General features: G+C 61.9%; 21 protein-coding genes. 13 read left to right on the forward strand and 8 right to left on the reverse strand.

Going from position 1 to position 22,238, the window contains the following annotated elements; all coding sequences use genetic code 11:
• The first annotated feature begins 41 nt into the window (after positions 1-41).
• From ACE3PR_RS01895 to ACE3PR_RS01930, 8 genes are all read left to right on the forward strand, one after another.
• Positions 42-890 carry a serine protease gene (locus tag ACE3PR_RS01895; RefSeq protein ID WP_374367559.1) on the forward strand — a complete coding sequence of 283 codons (849 nt, stop codon included), beginning with the start codon at positions 42-44 and terminating at the stop codon, positions 888-890.
• Positions 887-1,711: a serine protease gene (locus ACE3PR_RS01900; protein WP_374367561.1), complete on the forward strand. Its 825-nt coding sequence runs from the start codon at positions 887-889 to the stop codon at positions 1,709-1,711. The genes ACE3PR_RS01895 and ACE3PR_RS01900 overlap by 4 nt, the downstream gene beginning before the upstream one ends.
• Before the next feature lie 156 nt (positions 1,712-1,867).
• On the forward strand, positions 1,868-3,934 hold the full coding sequence (locus ACE3PR_RS01905; RefSeq protein WP_374367563.1) for an FAD-dependent oxidoreductase: 2,067 nt from the start codon (positions 1,868-1,870) through the stop codon (positions 3,932-3,934).
• 21 nt (positions 3,935-3,955) lie between these two features.
• Entirely contained in the window at positions 3,956-5,482 is a 1,527-nt protein-coding gene (locus tag ACE3PR_RS01910) for a trimethylamine methyltransferase family protein (protein WP_374367565.1), read from the forward strand.
• A 73-nt stretch (positions 5,483-5,555) separates the two neighbouring features.
• Positions 5,556-6,914: an ABC1 kinase family protein gene (locus ACE3PR_RS01915; protein WP_374367567.1), complete on the forward strand. Its 1,359-nt coding sequence runs from the start codon at positions 5,556-5,558 to the stop codon at positions 6,912-6,914.
• Between the two features lie 159 nt (positions 6,915-7,073).
• Positions 7,074-8,222 (forward strand): Re/Si-specific NAD(P)(+) transhydrogenase subunit alpha, encoded by a 1,149-nt coding sequence (locus ACE3PR_RS01920; RefSeq protein WP_374367569.1) that lies wholly within the window; start codon positions 7,074-7,076, stop codon positions 8,220-8,222.
• An 11-nt stretch (positions 8,223-8,233) separates the two neighbouring features.
• The gene (locus ACE3PR_RS01925) at positions 8,234-8,587 is read left to right on the forward strand and encodes an NAD(P) transhydrogenase subunit alpha (protein WP_374367571.1); all 354 of its coding nucleotides are present in this window, start codon (positions 8,234-8,236) and stop codon (positions 8,585-8,587) included.
• Position 8,588: 1 nt separating this feature from the next.
• On the forward strand, positions 8,589-9,998 hold the full coding sequence (locus tag ACE3PR_RS01930; RefSeq protein ID WP_374367573.1) for an NAD(P)(+) transhydrogenase (Re/Si-specific) subunit beta: 1,410 nt from the start codon (positions 8,589-8,591) through the stop codon (positions 9,996-9,998).
• 10 nt (positions 9,999-10,008) lie between these two features.
• Here ACE3PR_RS01930 and ACE3PR_RS01935 read toward each other — a convergent pair whose 3' ends face one another.
• Positions 10,009-10,497: a PAS domain-containing protein gene (locus tag ACE3PR_RS01935; RefSeq protein WP_374367575.1), complete on the reverse strand. Its 489-nt coding sequence runs from the start codon at positions 10,495-10,497 to the stop codon at positions 10,009-10,011.
• A 193-nt stretch (positions 10,498-10,690) separates the two neighbouring features.
• Positions 10,691-10,894 (reverse strand): 30S ribosomal protein S21, encoded by a 204-nt coding sequence (gene rpsU, locus ACE3PR_RS01940; protein WP_133613211.1) that lies wholly within the window; start codon positions 10,892-10,894, stop codon positions 10,691-10,693.
• Between the two features lie 206 nt (positions 10,895-11,100).
• Here rpsU and ACE3PR_RS01945 point away from each other — a divergent pair, with 206 nt between their 5' ends.
• The 3 genes from ACE3PR_RS01945 (at position 11,101) to ACE3PR_RS01955 (ending at position 13,841) form a co-directional block, all read left to right on the forward strand.
• The gene (locus tag ACE3PR_RS01945) at positions 11,101-11,658 is read left to right on the forward strand and encodes a peptide deformylase (protein ID WP_374368071.1); all 558 of its coding nucleotides are present in this window, start codon (positions 11,101-11,103) and stop codon (positions 11,656-11,658) included.
• Positions 11,659-11,789: 131 nt separating this feature from the next.
• Complete coding sequence (locus ACE3PR_RS01950; protein ID WP_374367578.1) at positions 11,790-12,485, forward strand: COQ9 family protein; 696 nt, start codon at positions 11,790-11,792, stop codon at positions 12,483-12,485.
• Between the two features lie 15 nt (positions 12,486-12,500).
• Positions 12,501-13,841, forward strand: coding sequence for an MgtC/SapB family protein (locus ACE3PR_RS01955; RefSeq protein WP_374367580.1), 1,341 nt, complete (start codon positions 12,501-12,503; stop codon positions 13,839-13,841).
• 4 nt (positions 13,842-13,845) lie between these two features.
• Here ACE3PR_RS01955 and ACE3PR_RS01960 read toward each other — a convergent pair whose 3' ends face one another.
• Positions 13,846-14,064 (reverse strand): DUF4169 family protein, encoded by a 219-nt coding sequence (locus ACE3PR_RS01960; protein ID WP_374367582.1) that lies wholly within the window; start codon positions 14,062-14,064, stop codon positions 13,846-13,848.
• A 152-nt stretch (positions 14,065-14,216) separates the two neighbouring features.
• Between ACE3PR_RS01960 and ACE3PR_RS01965 the strand changes: the two genes are divergently transcribed.
• On the forward strand, positions 14,217-18,467 hold the full coding sequence (locus tag ACE3PR_RS01965) for an AsmA family protein (RefSeq protein WP_374367584.1): 4,251 nt from the start codon (positions 14,217-14,219) through the stop codon (positions 18,465-18,467).
• Positions 18,468-18,472: 5 nt separating this feature from the next.
• Here the strand turns inward: ACE3PR_RS01965 and ACE3PR_RS01970 are convergent, their stop codons facing one another.
• From ACE3PR_RS01970 to pgsA, 5 genes are all read right to left on the reverse strand, one after another.
• The gene (locus ACE3PR_RS01970; protein WP_374367586.1) at positions 18,473-18,712 is read right to left on the reverse strand and encodes a ribbon-helix-helix domain-containing protein; all 240 of its coding nucleotides are present in this window, start codon (positions 18,710-18,712) and stop codon (positions 18,473-18,475) included.
• A gap of 32 nt (positions 18,713-18,744) precedes the next feature.
• A complete protein-coding gene (gene fumC, locus ACE3PR_RS01975; RefSeq protein WP_374367588.1) occupies positions 18,745-20,190 on the reverse strand; it encodes a class II fumarate hydratase in 1,446 nt (481 codons plus the stop codon).
• A 108-nt stretch (positions 20,191-20,298) separates the two neighbouring features.
• Positions 20,299-20,691 (reverse strand): TfoX/Sxy family protein, encoded by a 393-nt coding sequence (locus ACE3PR_RS01980; protein ID WP_374367590.1) that lies wholly within the window; start codon positions 20,689-20,691, stop codon positions 20,299-20,301.
• A 1-nt stretch (position 20,692) separates the two neighbouring features.
• A complete protein-coding gene (mobB, locus tag ACE3PR_RS01985) occupies positions 20,693-21,199 on the reverse strand; it encodes a molybdopterin-guanine dinucleotide biosynthesis protein B (protein ID WP_374367592.1) in 507 nt (168 codons plus the stop codon).
• Between the two features lie 10 nt (positions 21,200-21,209).
• Entirely contained in the window at positions 21,210-21,779 is a 570-nt protein-coding gene (gene pgsA / locus ACE3PR_RS01990) for a CDP-diacylglycerol--glycerol-3-phosphate 3-phosphatidyltransferase (protein WP_374367594.1), read from the reverse strand.
• Between the two features lie 121 nt (positions 21,780-21,900).
• Here pgsA and ACE3PR_RS01995 point away from each other — a divergent pair, with 121 nt between their 5' ends.
• Entirely contained in the window at positions 21,901-22,230 is a 330-nt protein-coding gene (locus ACE3PR_RS01995; RefSeq protein ID WP_374367596.1) for an SMR family transporter, read from the forward strand.
• Positions 22,231-22,238: the final 8 nt, after the last annotated feature.

Consider the following 22,238-nt stretch of genomic DNA (forward strand, 5'->3'; position numbering starts at 1 on the left):
ACGGGCGCAGTAACCGGGCTTTAAACGTGAGATTTGACCAAATGAACAACAAGGCTCGCCCCCTCTTGAAATGCGGACTTGCCGCCGCTGCGACGATGTTGGTAGCGGCCTGCGCCACGCCGGTGCGCGTGGTGGATCGGCCGAGCCAGGAATTGCCCTGGTCGGCCGCCATCGGCCGTCTGGATTTGGAATCTGTGGATGCGCGCGGCTCTTGCTCGGCGACGCTGGTGCAGCCGGATGTGATCCTCACGGCCTCGCACTGCCTCTACGGGCGCGGGTCCGAAATCCGCATCATTGATTTTAGCTTCACGCCGGCCCTGGATGCGGGGCGGGAACGGCTGCGGCCGGTGCCGGTCGCGGCGGTCGTTGCAATGGGCTGGCCGATCAATCCGGAGAAAAACTGGGAGGAGAATGAGCCGCCGATACTTGATTGGGCCCTCTTGCGTCTTGCCCGGCGGGTCGACTTCCTTGAGCCGCTGCGGGTGGAGAAGCTCAGTGTGGCGGATATCGCCAAGCGCATTGATTCCGGCGCCACCTTGTCTCATGCCGGTTTCGGCGTGTACGGGGTTGGTTCCGGCAAGCGGCTCCAGATGCGCGATAAGTGCCAATTGCTTGACGACCGTCAAGACAAACTGAGGACTGGTGTCGAGGTCATCAAGAATACCTGCCCGGTCATTCAGGGAGACAGCGGTGGGCCGATTCTACTGACGGCGGCCGATGGGACGCGCAGCGTCGTCGGCATCATTACCAATTACTGGCGTTCGGAATCGGGCGAGGAAGGAGCCAGCTATGGCCCCAGTTCGCTCAATTTCGCCGGCGAATTGCCCGCTTATGCCGGTAACAGCGGCGCATTGCCAGCCGCCGCCGCCGACACGCTGTCCGATCCGTGACATTCTGGCGCGGAAAGCCCGGCCGACCTGGCGTCGTTGCCAGAAGTGTGGGGCTCGGCATCTTGCTGCTGGTGCTGGCTGGTTGTGCAGCCCGCCCCCCGGTGATCGCCCCGACGCCGGTGCCGGTACCCGAAAAGCTGCCCTGGACCGCAGCGATTGGGCAATTATCCATTCTCCAGGGCGGCGGCCGACCCTGCACAGCCGTGCTTGTGGCATCGGACCTTATCGTCACCGCGGCCCATTGCCTCTACCAGGAGGGTCGCGCGGCACCGCCAACCAGCGTCGTGTTTCATCCCAATTTCGGCGCACAGCCGGAGCTGGGTCAGTATCGTGGCGCCACCATTCGGGCCATCGGTAGTGTCGTTCGGCAGGGGCGTATTACCAAGGGCTCGGAGGTGGCCGCCGATTGGGTCCTGCTCAGCATCGATCCGCCGGTTCGCGCCATTGAACCGGTTCCAGTCGCCCGGCTGACCACCCAACAGATTCTGGATCAGCTGGCTAATGGCGCCGATCTCTTCACGGCAGGTTACGGGTATGGCGCCACAAAGGTGCTGCGGCCCCATGGCAAATGCCGGATTGTCTCGCCGCGCGAGAATAAGGCAGCCCAATTTCCCAGCATGCTGGTGACCGATTGCATCATCCGTATCGGCGACAGCGGCGGCCCGATCGCCCTGCTGGACAAATCGGGTCGGCCCAGCCTGATCGGCATTTTTTCGGGGTTTGGGGTCAATGGCCAGACCGGCCTTGCCTTTGGCAGCAATGCCAGCAATTTCGCTCCCTATCTCGATTCCTTGCTGATCTCGCAGTGGCTTGGATCCTGATACGAGATTCCGGAGCAATGGCGAGCGCCGATTGACTCTTGGAAATGAGCTGTATACAGCTTTCTCAACCACCTGAAAGCATTTGTAAACTGAAGTGCCAGCCGGGATTGGTCTGAAAGGGGCCAGCTCGCCAGCCTTGTCGGGAGATCGATCATCGTGCCGCGCAATCCTCGCTATGACATCCTGTTCCAGCCCGTAAAGATCGGGCCGGTCACCGCGCGCAACCGCTTCTACCAAGTGCCACATTGCACGGGCATGGGTTACGACCTGCCGCATTCGGTTTCGCGTCTGCGCGAATTGAAATCCGAAGGCGGCTGGGGCGTGGTCAACACCGAATATTGTTCGATGCATTGGTCGTCGGAAGATGCGCCCTATCGCCTGTGTGCGCTCTGGGACGAGAACGATGTCAAAACGCAATCGCTGACGGTTGAGAAGATCAAGCGCCATGGTGCGCTGGCCGGCGTGGAACTCTGGCATGGCGGCAACCACAGTCCCAATCGCTGGAGCCGCGAGACGCCGCTCTCGCCCTCGGGCTCGACCCAGCATGCGGTTTTTCCCATGCAGACTCGTGCGATGGACAAGGAGGACATACGCAACCTCCGCAAATGGCAGGTCGACGCGGCGAAACGTGCCAAGCGCGCCGGTTTCGACATCGTCTATGTCTATGCCGGTCACGGCTATCTGCCGTTCCAGTTCATCACTAAGCGCTGGAACCAGCGGACCGATGAATATGGTGGGCCAATCGAAAACCGCGCGCGTCTCCTTAAAGAGATGATCGAGGACACCAAGGATGCCATCGGTGATACCTGTGCCGTCGCCGTGCGGCTCGCGGTCGATGAGTTGATGGGACCCGAAGGCGTCCAGGCAGCGGAAGAGGGCGAGGCCGTGATTTCGCTGCTGGCCGAGTTGCCGGATCTCTGGGACGTCAACATCTCCTATGTGGACAACGATTCCCTTTCGTCCCGTTTCGGGCCGGAAGCACATCAGGAAAAATTTACCGGCTTCGTCAAGAAACTCACCACCAAGCCGGTGGTAGGTGTCGGCCGTTTCACGTCACCGGATACGATGGTCGATCAGGTGAAGCGTGGCATTCTGGATTTTATCGGCGCGGCGCGTCCCTCGATTGCAGACCCCTTCATCCCGTTGAAGATCGATGAGGGGCGCGAGGACGACATCCGCGAATGCATCGGCTGCAATATCTGCCGCGCCCAGAACAATTCCGGCGTGCCGCTTCGCTGCACACAAAATCCGACCATCGGCGAGGAATACCGCCGCGACTGGCATCCGGAGATCATGAATCCGAAGAACGGGCATGCTGATGATCCCATTCTCATCGTGGGTGCGGGACCAGCGGGCCTCGAATGTGCGATGTCGTTGGCCAAGCGCGGTTACGACGTGGCCCTCGCCGATGCCGCGCGCGAACTGGGTGGCCGTCTTAATAGGGAACCGAAATTGCCGGGCCTTGCCGCCTGGGTGCGCGTGCGCGATTATCGCCTCGGCCAGATCGCGAAGCTCCCAAATATCGAGATCTTCCGCGAAAGCCGCATGGACAAGGGCGCGATCCTGGAGGCCGGCTACCGGCACGTGATCCTTGCCACCGGCGCCACTTGGCGGCGCGATGGTACCGGTCACAACAATTATCTGCCGGTACCCGGCATGGATGCCGCCAACGTCCTTACACCTGACGACATCATGGCCGGGAAGACGGTCACCGGTCCGGTCATCATCTACGATGACGATCAATATTATATGGGCGGCGTGATTGCGGAAAAGCTGCGCAGCGAAGATCACGAAGTCACCTTGGTGACCCCCGGAACGGATGTGTCCAACTGGGCCTTTTTTACCGACGAGCAGTTCAAGGCGCAGGCCAAGCTGATGAGGATGGGGGTCAAGCTGGTGCTGACCCATCGCCTTGCGGCCTGGGCGGGCGACCATGCGCGCTTTGCCTGCAACTATACCGGCGCGGAAATGCGTATCGACGCGGTGACCCTGGTCAGCGTCACCTCGCGCGTTTCGGAGAACGCTCTCTTCCAGGAACTGAAAGCTGATGAAGCTGGCCGGAAGGCAGCAGGAATCCTTACTCTGAAGGCGATCGGCGATTGCGACGTACCAGGCGCTATCGTGCACGCGGTCTATGCGGGACACCGGGCCGCGCGTGAGTTCGGCGAAGTGATCGATCCGGACCTTTTTCCGTTCAAGCGCGAACTCGTCTTCGTCAAATAGAAAGAATTGGGGGAGCAGGTCATGACCCGGGAAGCGACGAAGAGGCGCGAGCGGCGGCCGGTCAGCGTCGGTCCGCGCCAGATGCCGTTCGGCAAGGTCCGCAATGCCTATCCGCCGATCGCGCTCCTGAGCGCCGATGAACTGGAATCGATCCATATTGCCTCGCTGCGGCTCCTGAGCGAGATCGGCATGGAAGTGATGCATGACGAAAGCCGCGCGCTGCTGAAGGCCGCCGGCGCCAGTGTCGATGAATCGAACCAGCGTGTGCGCTTCGACCCGGCCATGATCGAGGAGAAGATCCGCACGGCGCCCTCCAACTTCACCTTGCAGGCGCGCGATCCGGCGAAGAATCTGGCGGTCGGTGATGGCAGTGTCATTTTCGCTGCCACCGGTGGCCCCGCCTTCGCTCACGATATCGATCGTGGACGCCGGCCCGGCAATTACCAGGACATGTGCGATTACATCAAGGTCGTGCAGTCGCTCAATGTGATCCATCAGGAGGGGGGCTGCCCCTGCGAGCCCACCGATCTTCCGGCGGATTCGCGCCATCTCGATTTCTATCTGGCAGCGATCCGTCTGACCGACAAAAACTGGCAGTGCTGGGCGCTGGGCGGTTACCGGGTCGAGGACGCGATCGAAATGCTCTCGATTGCGCTTGGTCAGTCCCGAGAGCAATTGCGAGCTAACCCCGCCACTCTTACCATCGTCAATTCGAATTCGCCCTTGCGTCTCGATATTCCGATGGGCGAAGGGCTCTGCGCCATGGCGCGGGCCGGGCAACCAGTGGCAATGACGCCCTTCACCCTGTCGGGTGCGATGAGCCCGGTCACTATCGCGGGGGCTCTCGCGCAGCAGAATGCCGAGGCGCTCGCCCTGATCGCCCTGTCGCAAATCGTGGCCCCCGGCGCTCCGGTGCTGTACGGCGGCTTTACCTCCAATGTCGATATGCGCACCGGCGCACCGGCTTTCGGCACGCCGGAATATGCCAAGGCGCAGATTGCCTCGGGCCAATTGGCGCGGCGCTACAATGTGCCGTTTCGCTCGTCGAATGTGACAGCCTCGAACGCGGTCGACGTACAGGCGGCTTATGAAAGCGGCATGTCGCTGTGGAGCACCATCATGGGTGGCGTGCATTTGATCGAGCATGCGGCTGGCTGGCTCGAAGGCGGCCTCACGGCGTCCTTCGAGAAGCTGATCCTCGACGCCGAAATGCTGCAATTGATGCGGAGCTTCCTGGATCCCTTGAAGGTCGACGAAGCCAGCCTCGCCTTCGATGCCATGCAAGAAGTAGGGCCGGGTGGTCATTTTTTCGGCGCCGCGCATACTTTGGCGCGCTTCGACCGGGCTTTCTATGAGCCGATGCTGTCCGATTGGCGGAACTTCGAGAATTGGTCGGAATCGGGTGCCAAGACCGGGACCGAGCGCGCCAACGGAATCTGGAAAGATCTGCTGCGGACCTATGAACAGCCGCCGATCGATCCCGCGATCGACGAGGCGCTCGAGGCCTATGTCGCCAAACGCAAGGAAGCAATCCACGCCGGCCGCTGAACGCCGATTTCTAACGTGACAGGCCAGCGTCATCTGTGATCCGATCCCGCGCAAGATAGCGTAGGATCAGACGATGAGCGATAAACGCGAAGACAATTCATTGGGCGGCCGCGTCAAGCGCTATGCCAAGGTGGGCCGTGCCATGGGCGGACTGGCTGCGCGTGTCGCTGGCCATCGATATCTGGGGCTGAAGGTCGACCGGGCCGAGCATGCCTCGGAACTGAAATCGGCCCTGGGTGGCCTCAAGGGGCCGCTCATGAAGGTGGCGCAGATCATGGCCACCATCCCGGATGCTCTCCCTAAGGAATATGTCGAGGAACTGCGTCAGTTGCAGGCCAATGCCCCCTCGATGGGCTGGGCCTTCGTCAAACGCCGCATGGCATCGGAGCTTGGGCCTGATTGGCAGAAGCGTTTCAAGGAATTCACCCATGAAGCCGCGGCGGCGGCGTCTCTGGGCCAGGTGCATCAGGCGACCTCGCTGGACGGGCGCGCGCTGGCCTGCAAGCTGCAATATCCCGACATGCAATCGGCGGTCGAAGCCGATCTCTCGCAGTTGAAGCTGATCTTCCGGCTCTACGAGCGCTACGACCGGGCCATCGCCACACAGCAGATCCATGCCGAGATCGCGGATCGCTTGCGCGAGGAACTGGATTACGATCGCGAAGCTCGCGCGATGGCTCTTTACCGTCTGATGCTCGCAGATGAACCGGAAGTGCATCTGCCGGAACCGGTCTCGACCCTTACCACCAAACGACTCCTCACCATGACCTGGGTCGAGGGTGAGCCGCTGATGTCGTTCCTCGACAAGAAGCCGAAGGTCGAGCTCCGCAACAAGGTCGCCTACAACATGTTTCGCGCCTGGTATGTGCCGTTTTACGAATACGGCATCATCCATGGTGACCCGCATCTCGGCAATTACACCGTCCGGCCAAAGGGCACGGCGGATGAGGGCGCCGTCAACCTGATGGATTTCGGTTGTATCCGCATCTTCGATGCGAAATTCGTCCAAGGCGTCATCGATCTCTATTGGGCCCTGCAGAACGACGATCGCGAGCTCGCCGTGCACGCCTATGAAAGCTGGGGCTTCAAGGGTCTCAACAAGGACGTGATCGATGTCCTAAACCGCTGGGCCATGTTCGTCTATGGTCCACTCCTGGAAGACCGCACGCGCAAGATCCAGGAACATGAAAGCGGCATCTATGGCCGCGAGGTGGCGGAGAGCGTCCATGCCGATCTGCGGCGCTTAGGCCCGGTAACACCACCCAAGGAATTTGTCTTCATGGACCGTGCCGCGATTGGCCTTGGCTCCGTATTTCTCCACCTTAAGGCTGAGATCAACTGGTATCAGATGTTCCATGATCTCATCCGCGATTTCGATGCAAAGGTGCTCGCGAAACGGCAGAAGGCGGCACTGAAGGAAGTGGGGCTATAACGACCGCGTAAACCCGCTTGTCACTGGGTTGATCCGCAGGCAATCTTGCCGCTGATTGAGAGGGGGGGAATCATTAGTTCCTTGCCCTCTGGCGAATAATAACAAGCTGATCCAACGGCTTATCGTCCGCGATGTGATCGGATACGAAGTGGGGAAGGTATGAAGATCGCGATTCTGAAGGAACGGCGCGTGGCAGAGAAGCGCTGCGCCGCGACGCCGGAGACGGTCAAGAAGTTCATCGCTCTCGGTGCTGAAGTGAATGTGGAGACGGGGGCGGGGATCGCCGCTTCGATCCCGGACGCCGCCTTTGAAGCCGCCGGCGCCAAGGTTGTTGGCGATGCTGCCGCAGCCTTGAGTGGGGCAGCGCTGGTCCTCAAAGTGCAAAGGCCGCTCACGGCGGGTGAAGGCGCGGTGGATGAGCTGGGATTGCTGCCAAAGGGTGCCACGCTCGTCGCCATCCTCAACCCTTATGGCGCCAAGGAACAATTGGCGGGCTATGTCGCCGCCGGCATCGATGCGATGGCGATGGAACTGGTCCCGCGCATCACCCGGGCCCAATCGATGGACGTGCTGTCGTCGCAGGCTAACCTTGCCGGCTACAAGGCGGTGATCGACGCGGCAGGTGAGTACAATCGCGCCTTCCCGATGATGATGACGGCCGCCGGCACCGTGGCGCCGGCGCGGGTTCTCGTGATGGGCGCCGGGGTTGCCGGATTGCAGGCGATCGCGACGGCGCGCCGACTGGGCGCAATCGTTTCGGCGACCGATGTGCGGCCGGCCTCGAAAGAGCAGGTGCAGAGCCTGGGAGCAACCTTCGTCGCGGTCGAGGATGAAGAATTCAAACAGGCTGAAACCGCCGCCGGCTACGCCAAGCCGATGTCCGAGGCCTATCAGGCGAAACAGGCGGCTCTGATCGCCGAAACGATCAAGAAGCAGGACATCGTCATAACCACCGCCCTTATTCCCGGCCGCAAGGCGCCGATCCTGGTGACCGAGGAGATGGTGAAAACCATGAAACCCGGCGCTGTCATCGTCGACCTCGCGGTGGAGCAGGGCGGCAACTGTCCGCTCTCGGAACTCGGCCAGGTGGTCGAGAAGCACGGCGTCAAGCTGGTGGGGCATGCCAATGTGCCGAGCCGCCTCGCGGCCGATGCAACCGCGCTCTATGCCAAGAATTTGCTTAATTTTGTGACGCTGCTGATCGATAAAGAGACCAAGCAGCTCAAAATCGATTGGGAAGATGAGATCGTCAAAGGCGTCGCCCTCACCAGGGGCGGCCAGGTGATCCATCCAAACTTCCAGGCCTGAGGGGATACGCCATGGACGAACAAACTGCGCTTGATGTCGCGAACGCGATCGCGCCGGCGGAGCAGATGCCTTTCGTGCAGCTTTTCACCGTCTTCGTGCTGGCCTGTTTCGTCGGCTATTACGTTGTCTGGCGCGTGACACCGGCCCTGCACTCGCCGCTGATGGCCGTTACCAACGCGATTTCGTCAGTCATCATCGTCGGAGCCTTGATCGCTTCCGGGGCGGCCGCGTTCGGGATCAGCCAAGGCATGGGCCTCGTCGCCGTGGCGCTGGCGGCGGTCAACATCTTCGGCGGATTTCTGGTGACCTACCGCATGCTCTCGATGTTCAAGAAGAAAGACCCGGCGAAGAAGGAAGGCAAGTAACATGAGCCAGAATTTCGCCGCCTTCCTCTATCTGCTCGCCTCGGTTTGTTTCATCATGTCGCTGCGCGGGCTTTCCAGCCCGGCGACCTCCCAGGGCGGTCTTCGCTATGGCATCGTCGGCATGGTCATCGCCATCGGCACGACACTCGCTCTGCCGGAAGTCGCCGGATCGTCTTATGTTGGGATCGTTGTCGCCCTGGTGATCGGCGGTGCCATTGGTGCGGTCATTGCCCAGCGCATCCAGATGACGGCCCTGCCCCAGCTGGTTGCTGCCTTCCACAGCCTCGTCGGCCTTGCCGCGGTTGCTGTCGCAGCGGCGGCATTCTACGCCCCGGCTGAATTCCACATCGGTGCGCCAGGCGCCATCCATGCCGGCAGCCTCATTGAAATGGGCCTCGGTGTCGCTATCGGCGCCATCACTTTCACCGGTTCCATCGTCGCCTTTGCCAAATTGCAGGGGCTGGTTTCCGGTGCGCCGCTTGTCTTCAAGGGGCAGCATTTTCTCAACGCGGCCCTTGGCATCGGTATCGTCGTTCTCATCGTGGCCCTGATCCTTGCGCAGTCGGAACCTTTGTTCTGGGCCATCGTGGTTGTCTCGCTGGTCTTGGGCTTCCTGTTGATCCTGCCCATCGGCGGCGCCGACATGCCGGTCGTCGTCTCGATGCTGAATTCCTATTCCGGCTGGGCTGCTTGCGGGATCGGCTTCACGCTTGCCAATCCGCTCCTCATCATTACCGGTGCCCTGGTCGGCTCATCGGGTGCGATCCTCAGCTACATCATGTGCAAGGGGATGAACCGCTCGATCTTCAACGTGATCCTGGGCGGGTTCGGTACGGATTCCGGCGGTGCTGCCGCTGCCGGTGGCGCCAAGGCGGCGGATCGGCCGGTGAAGGCCGGCAGCGCCGACGATGCCGCCTTTATCATGAAGAATGCGGCCTCGGTCATCATCGTGCCGGGTTATGGCATGGCGGTAGCACAGGCACAGCATGCGCTGCGTGAAATGGCGGACCTCCTGAAGAAGGAAGGCGTCAAGGTCTCCTATGCCATACATCCGGTGGCGGGTCGCATGCCGGGGCACATGAACGTGCTGCTGGCGGAAGCCAACGTGCCCTATGACGAAGTGTTCGAGCTTGAGGATATCAATCGCGACTTCGCTCAGGCGGATGTCGCCTTCGTCATCGGCGCCAATGACGTCACCAACCCGGCGGCGAAGACCGATCCGAAGAGCCCGATTTTCGGTATGCCGATCCTCGACGTCGAACAGGCCAAGACCGTCCTTTTCATCAAGCGTTCGATGGCGTCCGGTTATGCCGGTGTCGACAACGAGCTATTTTTCCGCAGCAATACGATGATGCTGTTCGGGGACGCCAAGAAGATGTGCGAAGACGTGGTCAAGGCCTTTGGGCACTGATCGCCCAACGTCACCTGATCGGCAGTTTCGACTCTGGCCGTTTCGGGCGTGTAGGTGAGTTGGCGGCGAAGACGAGGATGCGGTTGACGGTCAAGCCGTCATCCGACAGCGGCAAAAAGAGGGTCTCGTCATTGACCCATTTGCCGTTGGTCGACATATAGGGCGTCGCATCGTATTGCGGTCGCAGCGTGGCGACCGCGCGCTCGTACCAACCCAGCGCATCTTCCCGCGACGGTCCGATGAAACCTTCTGCGACAGATTTTCCCGTCGGGTCATAACCGCGTACTTCGACCTCTTTGGTGCCGACCAGGCGGTAGACATAGCGCCGGGGATCGGTCACCACGTCGACAATGATGAGGTGGGCGAGCAGGCGCGGGATGTCGACGGGGTCGATATCGGCACGCCGCGGCGGCTTGCCATCCTGGCAGCGCTCGTGCCAGTAGGCGTACATCTGTTTGAGCTTTGGCCCGGACCCGGCCAGCCAGTCGGGATCTTCCACTTACACGCCCCCAGAAAGACCGACCCGGTGACGGCGTGCTGCCGGCCGGTGGTCGCATGGTGATACGAAACAGCCGGCCAACAGGTTCTGCAAGGATTACCAAAAGTCATCGCCCCGCCGACAGAATCGGCGGGGCGAGAGCAAAGTGCGTAATCTCGTCGATAAAGCCGCTCGGTTGAGCGGGAAGGCGGGACTAGAAGCCCTCGCGCTCCATGCGCTTGCGCATCAGCTTCCGGTAACGACGCACCGCCTCGGCCGCTTCGCGCGCCTTGCGCTCGGAGGGCTTCTCGTAGTTACGACGCATCTTCATTTCCCGGAAAATCCCTTCGCGCTGCATCTTCTTCTTCAGCGCGCGCAGGGCCTGATCGACATTGTTGTCACGGACGAGCACTTGCACGGTTGACCACGGCTCCTTTCGCCGATTGGAGTAGAATTGGAAACAAGAGAACTGTCGGCCCGCTCGATTAACGGCCCGTCTGGGGCGATGCTGTAGCACAGCCCATCTGGCTTGTGAAGCCCCGAGCACTCATTATGGTATTGCTGCGGTGCTTCCTAAATGCCTGTTTTATGGCCATATTCTGGATCACAACCAAGGGAGAAAGCATGGCCATCCTGAAAATCGCGCGTATGGGCCACCCGATCCTGAAGCGGATCGCGGACCTCGTCCCGGACCCCACTGCGCCGGAAATTCATAAACTAATCAATGACATGGTGGATACCCTGGCTGATATCGGCGGTGCCGGTCTCGCGGCCCCCCAGGTCCATGTGCTCTTGCGTGTTGTTATTTTCCACGTTCCAGGGGCGCGTCTGGCCGCCGAAGACGGGACCGATCCGGAAAAGGCCCCCGGCGTGCCGCTTACAGCCCTCATTAACCCGGAAATCACCCCCCTCTCCGGTGATATGGCCGAGGGCATGGAGGCGTGCCTCTCGGTGCCGGGACTCGCCGGCTCGGTGCCGCGCCATACCAGAATTCGCTACCGGGCCCTGGCCCCGGACGGGCAGGTCATCGAGCGGGAGGCGACGGGGTTTCATGCCCGGGTGGTGCAGCATGAATGCGATCATCTGGATGGCATCCTCTACCCCATGCGCATGCGGGACATGACCAGTCTGGGATTCGTCGAGGAATTGCGCCGTTTTGAGAACAAGGAGGCGGCGGACTAAGTCCGGCCCGTGCTGCGGCAAAGGAACGGGTTTGCCTGCCTTCCGAACTGGGTCACAATACGAGCGGATGTCCCGCCCTCAATCTTGGCTGCGGAGGCGGAACATCTCTGCCAACGGAGCGTTGACTGGTCATGAGTGAAACTTACAACCGTGCGCGAGATCGCGAGAAACTGGTCGACGCGATCATGCCGCATGTTCCCTTCGATGGCTGGAGCGACGCAGCCTTCCGGGCCGGCGCCGGCGATTGCGGGATCGATGTGCCGCGTGCGCTCAATGCCTTTCCGGGCGGAATGGCCGAGGTGCTGGCCTTCAATCATCAGCGCGCCGATGCCCAGATGGTCGGGGCCATGGTCCGGGACGAAACAGGCAGCCTGAAAATACGCGAGCGGATCATGCGCGCGGTTCAATTGCGGCTGATGCTCGTCGAGGGGCAGCGCGAAGCGATCCGCGCCGGATTGTCGTTTCTTCTGTTGCCGGAAAATGCTCCGCTGGGACCGAAATTGCTCTACGGCACGGTCGATGCCATCTGGCATGCGATCGGCGATCGTTCGACCGATTTCAGCTACTACACCAAGCGGGCATTGTTGGCGGCGGTCTATTCGGCGACTTTGCTGTATTGGCTCAATGACAAGAGCGAGGGCCATGCGGCTAGCTGGGCATTCCTCGAGCGACGTATCGCCGACGTCATGAAAATCCCCCAGGTCACCGGGCAAATTCGCGCAATCGTCGATCGGCTGCCCAATCCGTTGTCATTCCTGTCGCGAGACGCCCAGCGGGCCGGGGTGCCCTTCAGCATGCCCCGTCGACGCCGGCTGGCGCGGCGCTGAACCGCCGGCTCCTGCATGGATGAAATCGAGCAGCCTGGGCCTGTCGCGGGTGCGGTCGATCTGGATTTCAGCCATTTCGATCTCGGCATCGCCATCAATCTGCTGGTTGCCCTAGCCATCGGCCTGTTGATCGGGTTGGAGCGCGAGTGGCGCAAGCGGGGCGACACCGGCGAAGGCGAGGGTCGGATCGGTATCCGGACCTTCGGCTTCATCGGGCTGTTCGGCGGTCTCGCCAGTACGCTTCAGGAGCAGCTCGGGCCGTGGTTGGCGCCTGCCGCATTGCTGGCCTTGGCTGTTCTCCTCGTCGCTGATCGCCGAACCGACGCGAAAGGGCGCTTGGCGGGACTTACCGAGGATATGACGACCTTGGTCGCGGCATTGGCGACGGCGCTGCTGGGCATGCTGGCAGCGCTCGGCGCCATCGAACTCGCGGTGGCCGCCGCGGTGGTCGTCGTGACGCTTCTCTACCTGAAGCCGACCCTGCATGGCCTGGTCAGCAAGCTGACCGAAGCCGAGCTCAAGGCGAGCGTGCGTTTCCTGGTCATCTCGCTGGTGGTTCTGCCGGTCCTGCCCAACCAGCAATATGGCCCTTATGGCGCTTTCAATCCGCGCGAGACCTGGCTTCTGGTCGTAATGATCTCGGCGCTTTCCTTCATTGGCTATTTTGCGATCCGCTATCTGGGCGCCGCGTTGGGGTGCATCGCGACGGGCTTGTTCGGCGGTCTCGTCTCTTCGACGGCGACGACCATCACCTTCGCCAAACTGGCAGGCGATCAGCCGCGGCAAGGTCAGATGCTGGCCACCGGCGTGGTCATCGCCAACGCTGTGATGGCGGCAAGGATCTTGGTGGTCACGGCGGTTCTGGCGCCGAGCCTCGCCATCTCCTTGGCTCTGCCAATGGGATTGTTCGTCACCACCGCATTGGTGATGGTTGTGGTCATGTGGCATACCGGTCAGAACAGCAAGTTGGGCGGCGAGGCACTGGGGATCGACAATCCTTTTGAGTTGCGTCAGGCGATCAAGTTTGCCGTCCTCCTCAGCATCATCCAATTGGCCGAGAAGTTCCTCAGCGATCAGTTTGGCACCAGCGGTCTCCTCGTCCTGGCGGGCATCGCCGGGCTCGCCGATGTCGACGCCATCACCATTTCAGTGTCGCGCGATGCCGTCGTCGGCCAAAGCATGGGGCCCCTCATCGCTGCCATTCTGATTGCAGCGGCCAGCAATACCCTGGTGAAGGGGGTGATTGTTCTGCGCGCTGGCGGCGTCTTTGCCCGGTGGGCCCTGGGCGCCCTGGTTGTGATGACGCTTGCGGCGGCTATTGGTGCGACCGTGCAGGAGCTTTATTTCGCATCATGATGCTCTAGGCCGGCTCTTTCGGCGGAATTTTGTCGCTGTCCAGCTCCTGGCTGCCCAGTTCCTTGCCGGCATGGTCGCGCTCAAATCGCTCCCGCGCCTGACGGTCGCTGGCTTTTTCTGCCTTGTTACGACCAAATTGGACGCGGTTTTCTGCGGCTTTCTTTTGCTCGTCCTGGCGCTGCCGAGCCTTACGGAATCGGTTGAGATTGACGATCTCGGCCAAGTTGCACCTCGCGGAAATGTCACCCAGGCGGGCGATTCCAACCTTGCCCCCCATTCTCCCGAAAGGCGATAATAGACGCAAGCGGCAATCGTGACCGTAGCTTAGACAAGAGTGGCTGTTTCACATCAGCCACTGACCGGGAGAGAAAGATCATGAAGAAAGCGCTGAAAATCGGCGGCGGCATTCTGGCCGTCATCATCGTTGCTCTTCTGGTGGTGCCGTTCTTCATCGATCTCAACAGCTACAAAGGCATGATCACCGAACAGGCCCGCGCCGCGACCGGTCGCGACCTGGTGATCGAGGGCGATATCTCGCTGTCTTTGCTCCCCATACCCTCCGTTTCCGTCGAAGGCATCAAGTTTGGCAACGCGGTGAATGGTGCCGCTGCCAACATGGCTGAGATCGAACAGGTCAAGGTGCAGGTGGCGTTGCTACCGCTGCTGTCGAAAAGCGTGGAGGTGAAGAGCATCGAATTGGTGAAGCCGACGATCATCCTCGAGAAGCTGGCAGATGGCAGCGGCAATTGGGAAATCACACCGGCGGGTGGTGCGGCGCCTGCTGAAGCCCCGGCCCCTGCCGCGGAAGGCGAGGCAGCGGCCGGTGGCTACAATATCTCGGTCGATGGCGCCAGCATCAGCGATGGTACCTTGGTTTATCGCGACCTCGCGACGGCGGCCGAGCAGCGAATCGAAAACCTCAATGTCGATCTGTCCATGCAGAGCCTGCAGGGGCCATTCAGCGCCACCGGCGGGGTCACCGCCCTTGGCATGCCGCTCGGATTCTCGGTCGACGTGGGCCGGCTCGATCCGGCTCAGCCGATGCCGATCAACCTATCTCTGCGAGTCACCGATGCCGGCGCCGAGATCGGGTTCTCGGGCCAGGCCGATCTAAAGGCCGCCGAGACGGAAGATCAGCCGATTCTTGTGGGCAAGCTGACCGGCAAGGGCGACAGCGTTGCGAAGCTGATCTCGGTGCTCTCCGGGGGCGAGGCAACGGAGGGGCCGCTGGCGCAGGCTTTCGCGCTCGACGGCGAGGTCAGCGCAGCGAAGACCCGCGCCGATCTCAAGAATTTTACCGCCAGTCTCGGCGAGATGACGGCCCGCGGTGGCGTTGCCGCGACCATGGGTGAAACCACGAATGTCGAACTCGACCTCGCCATGGGCAGGCTCGATCTCGATGCGCTCCTGCCGGCGAGCAGCAGCGAAGCGGCGCCGGCTGCAGACGCGGCGCCCGCCGAAGTCCCGGCCGACAACGCTGCTGGTGGTTTTGCCTTGCCCGTGGGCATCAATGCCAAGGCCAATGTCGCGATTGAACAGGTGGTGGTGCAGGGTAACTCGATCGACCGCGTGAAGTTGGTCGCAGATCTTGCCGATGCCAAGCTCAATCTTACTGAATTGTCGGCGCAATTGCCGGGGGCGACCGCCTTCAAGCTGGGCGGTACGCTGGAAGCGCAGAACGGGCAGCCGGCCTTTGCCGGCGGCCTCGATGTCAATTCGAGCAATCTGCGCGGGCTCATCGATGCCTTCGCCAAGGGTGCCGTCGACAGCGTTCCGGGGGATCGGCTGCGGGCCTTCGCCCTTAACAGCCGCGTCACCTTCACGCCGACGCAAGTGGCACTTTCCGACCTTGCCGCCAAGCTGGATGCGACGCGGATCGGTGGCGGTCTCACCGTGGCATTGCCCGATGGCAAGCTGCGCCAGCGCATGGCCTTCGGCGTTGGTCTCTCGCTCGACAAAATGAATCTCGATGGCTATCTGCCCAAGGGCGGCGAAGCTGCCGCGGCGGCACCCGCTGCCGAGCCGGCGGCTGCGGAGGGTGGCAATCCGTTAAAGGCGCTGGCGCCGCTCGGCGATCTCGACGCCAATATTGAATTGCGCGCGGGCGCATTGACGCTCAACGAACAGCAGATCCAGAAGCTTCACGTTCTGGTCGGCTTGGCCAGCGGCGTGCTGACCATCGAGGATTTGTCGGTGGGCGATCTCATGGGCGGCAAAGGCACCGTGAAGGGCCAGATCGTCGATCTCAAGGGTGATCCGCGCTTCGATCTCGATTTCGATGTGACGGCGAAGGATGCCAACAAACTGGCGCAGATGGCGGGCGCGGAGCCGGCCGGGAAGCTCGGTGCCTTGACGTTGAAAGGCAAAGCGCTGGGCGGCGGCGACGAGGTCTCCTATGACGTCGCACTCGCCATGACCGGTATCGGACTCGACGGCACGGCCAAGGGTGGTGCGGCGGGCCTCACCGGCGGCGGCATCCCCCGGGTGAATTCGACCTTCGATATCAAAATCGGCAAGCTGGCGCCGCTCCTGGCATTGGGTGGCACTACCGATGCGACGCAGATGAAAGCTGCCGACAATCTGGGCGCCGTCAGCTTCGCTGGCAGCGCACAGAGCGGCACCGACGATCTTACCTATGACATCGACCTTGCCATGAGCGGAATCGGTGCAGCCGGCAAGCTCTCCGGCAAGATCGTTGGCATTTCCGGTACACCGCAGGTGGATACGGTGCTCGATCTGCGTGCCGACCGACCGGCACCGTTATTGCAACTGGCCGGCCTGGCCGGGCCGAAGGCGCAGCAGATGGGGGCGCTCGCCGCCAAGGGCACGCTCAAAGGCGGTGCTGACGACATGAATCTCGATCTCGGTCTTCAGGCTGCGGGGGCCAACGTCAAGATCGCCGGCAATATCAAGGCCAAGGCTGATCCGATGGCATTCGATGTCGCGCTTGAGGCCAATCATCCCGAGTTCACGCAGCTTCTGGCTCTGGCTGATCTGCCGAGTTCGGGCGCCAAGGCAGGTCCATTGGCGCTGCAAGCCAAGGCCGCGGGCAGCACGGCAAAGGCAGCTTTAAGCGGACTCGATTTCCGCTGGGGCGATTCCAGCCTCACGGGTGCCGCCAATTACGACGCCACTGGCGCCAAGCCGATGGTCACCGCCAATCTTGTCGGCGGCACGGTGAATCTGGTGCCGTTCATGGGCGGTGGATCGTCATCGGGCGGCGAAGCATCCGGCGGGGGTGGCACCGCTGGTTCTCCCTGGTCGAACGAGCCGCTCGACCTTTCCGCGCTGAAGGCACAGGACGCCGACATCGATTTCAAGGCAGCGTCACTGATCATGCCCGACCAGCGGATCGACGATCTTATCGCCAAGGTCATGATCAAGGATGGCGTGCTCACCATGAACACGCTGAGCGGTCGCATCTATGGCGGCGGCTTCAACCTCTCCGGCACCTCAGTCGATGCGCGTGCCACGCCGCAGATTGTCGCCAAGATGGCGATCGACCAAATTCAGATTGGCGAAGCGCTGGGCGGCGGCATCGCCGGCAATCAGATCAAGGGACCGCTCTCGCTCAATCTCGACCTCACTGGCGCCGGTGAAAGCCAAGCCGCCATCGTGCGCTCGCTCACTGGAAAGGGTGATCTCGGCGGCACCATGATGATCATCGGCAAAGTCGAGCAGACAGTCGGCTCCGCCCTGCTCGGCGTGCTCGGCCAGAAGGTCAAACAAGTGAAGGGGATCGCCGACAGCATCAACGGTGTGATCGGGTCCTATACCGGCGTCGACAACCAACTGTCGGGGACTTTCGACATCGCTCAGGGCGTTCTCGATACACAGGACTTCGCATTCCGGAATCCGAAGGCGAGCGGAACAGCCAAGGGCCAGGTGGATCTCGGTGCCTGGGCACTCAACATGCTGGTTGATCTCTTCGGTGCTGAGGCCGAAGCGGCTTTCATGAGCATTAATCTCACCGGTCCGGTGAACTCGCCCACCCCCGCTTTCTCGGGAAGCGGCGCGGCTGGGCCAGCGAGTGGCGGTTTGGTCCCCGGGCTTAATCTGCCAGGCATCGGCACCATCCCCGGTCTTGGCGGCAGTGAAGGCAGCGGTGTGCAATTGCCGGGTGGTGTGACGATCCCGGGGCTCGGCGGATCCAGCGGCGAGACCGGCACGACCGAGCCTGGTGCCGCTGCGCCGGCAGGTGGATTGATCAACGAGATTCCCGGCGTGGGCGATCTGCTCGGCGGCGCAAAGAAACAGGAGACCCAGGCGGCCCCGGAAGCAGCGCCGGCGGAGGCTGAGCCGGGAGCCGTAGCACCCGCAGACGTAGTCCCCGCCGAAGTGGCACCGGCTGAAGTCGCACCGGTTGAAGCCACACCGGCCGAAGGGACCCCAGAGCCAGAGGCGGCGCCTGCTGAAGCCGCTCCGGCTGAGGTGGCTCCCGAGCCGGGCGCTACGCCGGCGGAAGCGGCCCCCGCCGAGGCCGCACCGGTGGAAGAAGCGCCGGTGGAAGCCGCCCCCGCTGAGGCTGCGCCCACGGAGGCAGCTCCTGCCGAGGCAACCCCGGCCGAACCCAGCGCGGTACCGGAAGAGCTTCTGCCGGAGCCCGGCGCGGTCCTGCCGCAGTAACGCGGTCAGGCCCCTTGGACGGTGCGTAGAACGTAGACCCGGATGGCACTTGAGAGATTGGGTGCCCCGGCATCGGCCGGTCGTGCCTGATCGATTTCCGCAATCAGAGCGGATACGGAAACCCCGCGCCGCATCGCCGCGTCCTTGAGAGCGTCCCAGAAGGCCTGTTCCAGGGTCACCGACGTGCTGTGACCGGCAATGCTGACTGAGCGCTTCTTGAGCGCAGTGGCGGGCGGGGTTGCCATAATGCCCCGCCCTTACCGGTGCCGATACGTCGTCACTTCGGCCCGAGCATGTCCTGGGGGCGGACCCATTTGTCGAACTGGTCTGCCGTGAGCAGACCCAAGGCCAAAGCGGCCTGCTTCAGGCTGGTGCCTTCCTTGTGCGCCTTCTTCGCCACCTTGGCCGCGTTGTCATAGCCGATATGGGTGTTGAGTGCCGTCACGAGCATCAGCGATTGCTCCAGCGATTGCTTGATCTTCGGCAGATTGGGCGTGATGCCGACGACGCAATTGTCGGTGAAGCTCATGGCGGCATCGGCGATCAGCTGACCCGATTGCAGCACGTTGTGAATGATCACCGGCTTGAAGACGTTGAGCTCCAGATGGCCGTTCGATCCGGAGACTGTCACTGCGACGTGATTCCCCATGATCTGGGCGCAGACCATGGTCATCGCCTCGGCCTGGGTCGGGTTCACCTTGCCCGGCATGATGGAGGAGCCGGGCTCGTTCTCCGGCAGGTTGATTTCTGCGAGGCCCGAGCGGGGGCCTGAGCCCAGCAAGCGGATATCGTTTGCGATCTTCATCAGCGAACAGGCGATGACGTTATAGGCGCCCGAGATCTCGACGAACGCATCGTGCGCCGCCATGCCTTCGAACTTGTTCTCGGCGGTGCGATAAGGCTGGTCCGTGAGCTTGGCGAGTTCCTTGGCAAAGGCCTTGTCGAAGCCCTTGGCCGCATTGAGGCCGGTGCCGACTGCGGTGCCACCCTGCGGGACAGTGAGAAGGCGTGGCGCCGTCGCCTGTACCCGTTCGATGCCGAGCCGGATTTGCATAGCATAGGCCGAGAATTCCTGGCCCAGGGTGACCGGGGTTGCGTCCTGCAGATGGGTGCGGCCGATCTTGATGATCTTGGCGAATTCCCTGGCTTTCTTTTCCAGCGCGGCAGCCAGGTGATCGAGTGCCGGAATGACATCCTCGGCGATCTGCTGCACGGCGGCGATATGCATCGCGGTGGGAAAACTGTCATTCGAAGACTGGCCGTAATTCACCTGATCATTGGGATGGATCGGCTTTTTGTCGCCACGCTTGCCGCCCAGCATCTCATTGGCCCGGTTGGCCAGCACTTCGTTGACGTTCATGTTGGTCTGGGTGCCGGAGCCGGTCTGCCAGACGACCAGCGGGAAGTGATCGTCGAGGGCACCGCTGGCAACTTCCGCCGAGGCCGCCACGATAGCTTTGCCGAGCTTCTTGTCGAGCTTGCCGAGCTTCATGTTGGCAAGAACCGCCGCCTGCTTCAGGGTGCCGAAGGCGCGGATGACGCCGACCGGCATCTTCTGTCCGCCGATGCGGAAGTTCTGCAGGCTGCGCTGGGTCTGGGCACCCCACAGCTTGTCGGCGGGTACCGCGATCGGGCCCATGGAATCGGTTTCGGTGCGCGTCACCTGCTTGGCAGCGGATTTGGCGGCGGATGCGGATTTCGCGGCGATCGGCTTCTTAGCCATCGTCAATCTCCCTCAATGGATCGGTGGGTCCTGGATTGGCAGGATCGCCCCCCTGGAATGGATGCCCCGTTCTAACGGCTTTCGCGCGGCGAAGAAAGGGCGGCGCGCTTAGAGCAGGGGATTGCGGCGAGGCCTGGGTTTGCTGGGGCGCGGCTTTTTCTTGGCGCCGATCCGGCGGCTGGCGGCAACCGATTTTTCCACCCATTCCTGCAATGTTCCGGCGGCGGCCATGACCTTGGAGGGGCAGCGCCAGTAGCTGTCCACCGTTACCTCGCCCTTGCGGGTCTCGTAGCGGAAGGGTTGGCTCTTGGCCTTCACGAAATCGGGGCGGTTCTGATCATCGACCTTGAGGTAAAAATTCTCGCGCAGCACCAGTCCAAAAATCACACCGTCGAGATAGAGGCCGTAGCCGCTGAACATGGGTTTGGCGCGGAACGGGCCGAGCGGCGTCAGCTTGCGTTCGAGTTCGGTAACAATTGCCTTGGCCTGGGGGCTGGCCACGTCACTGATTCCCGCCGAGGCGGCAATGCGCGATGACGAAATCCGCGACCGCGGTCACGTCGTTGAGGTCGAGAACCGGCAGCTTCGTTTGCGGGACGGGGCCGTCGCTGAGGATCGCAACATAGGTCGGATCCTCGGCCGAGAGCAGCGGCTTGCCGTTGGCGGCCCGGAAGATCTCGATCTTGTCGTGAGGTGCTTGTTTGAAACCCTCGATCAGCAATAGATCGACCGGCGTCATGTGGCTGATGAGATCGGTCGCTTCGGGTTCGGCCTGATCGCGCAACTCATGCATGAGGGCCCAGCGCCGCCCCGATGCGATCATGACTTCCGTGGCGCCCGCTTCGCGATGGACAAATGAATCCTTGCCGGGCGTGTCGATGTCGAAGGCGTGATGGGCATGCTTCATTGTCGATACGCGGATACCACGCGCGGCGAGCGTGGGAATGAGCTTGGCGAGAAGCGTGGTCTTGCCTGCGCCGCTCCAGCCAGCAAAGCCCAGGATCTTCATGTGGGCGTGATCACCTTGGCCGCGCCATATCGTTGCCCATGTGCTTGAGGCCCAGGCGCAGATAATCATAGCCGGTGATTACGGTGAGGACCGCCGCCAGCCAGAGGAGGCCGTCGCCGATAGCCGTCACCGGCAGCCAATCGGGACCGGCCGTGCCGACGATCAGGAAGCCCAAGGCAACCATCTGCGCTGTGGTCTTCCATTTTGCGAGCATGGTGACAGGTACGCCGACCTTGAGCTCGGCCAGGTATTCCCGCAGGCCGGAAACCATGATTTCGCGGCACATGATGATGAGTGCCGGCAGCACCGACCAACCATCGATTTGCTGCGTTGCAACCATGGCCATCAGGATGGCGCCCACCACAAGCTTGTCGGCGATCGGATCAAGGAAACGGCCGAGTGCCGAAACCTGGTCCATGCGCCGGGCGATATACCCGTCGAAGAAGTCCGTGATGCAGGCGATTGCGAACAATGTCAGCGCTGACCAGCGGAAAATCGGCTGTTCCAGGAACAGGAGCGCTGCGATCAACGGAATGGCGGCAATCCGCGACAGGGTGAGGATATTGGCGATATTAGGCATGACAGCTTTCAGCGTAGCGGAGAAGCGAGGTGACAGTAGCAGGAATGGCTTGCTATGTCACAGGGGGCAGACGCATGGCCCGCCTGCATCCAGGTCGGCTCAAAGGGCTATCGGGGACAACATGCATCAATTTCATTTGATTCTGGCAATCGTGTTCGAGGTCATTGGTACCAGCCTGCTGAAACAGGCCGACGGGTTCAGCCGGCTCTGGCCCACCCTCGGCACCGTCGCCAGTTATGCTGCGACCTTCTACTTTCTTGGGCTTGCCCTGAAGGTGGTGCCGATGGGGCTGGCCTACGCCATCTGGTCCGGCCTCGGTATCGTTCTGGTGGCGTTGATCGGTCTCTTCGTCTTTGGTCAGAAACTTGATCTCTGGGCGGTGCTCGGCTTGGCCCTGATCCTGGCGGGCGTGTTCGTCATCAATATGCTGTCGCGCAGCGTACCGCATTGAAGACGGAC

Origin of the sequence: Dongia sp. (genome assembly GCF_041909655.1) — a bacterium.
GTDB lineage: Bacteria > Pseudomonadota > Alphaproteobacteria > Dongiales > Dongiaceae > Dongia.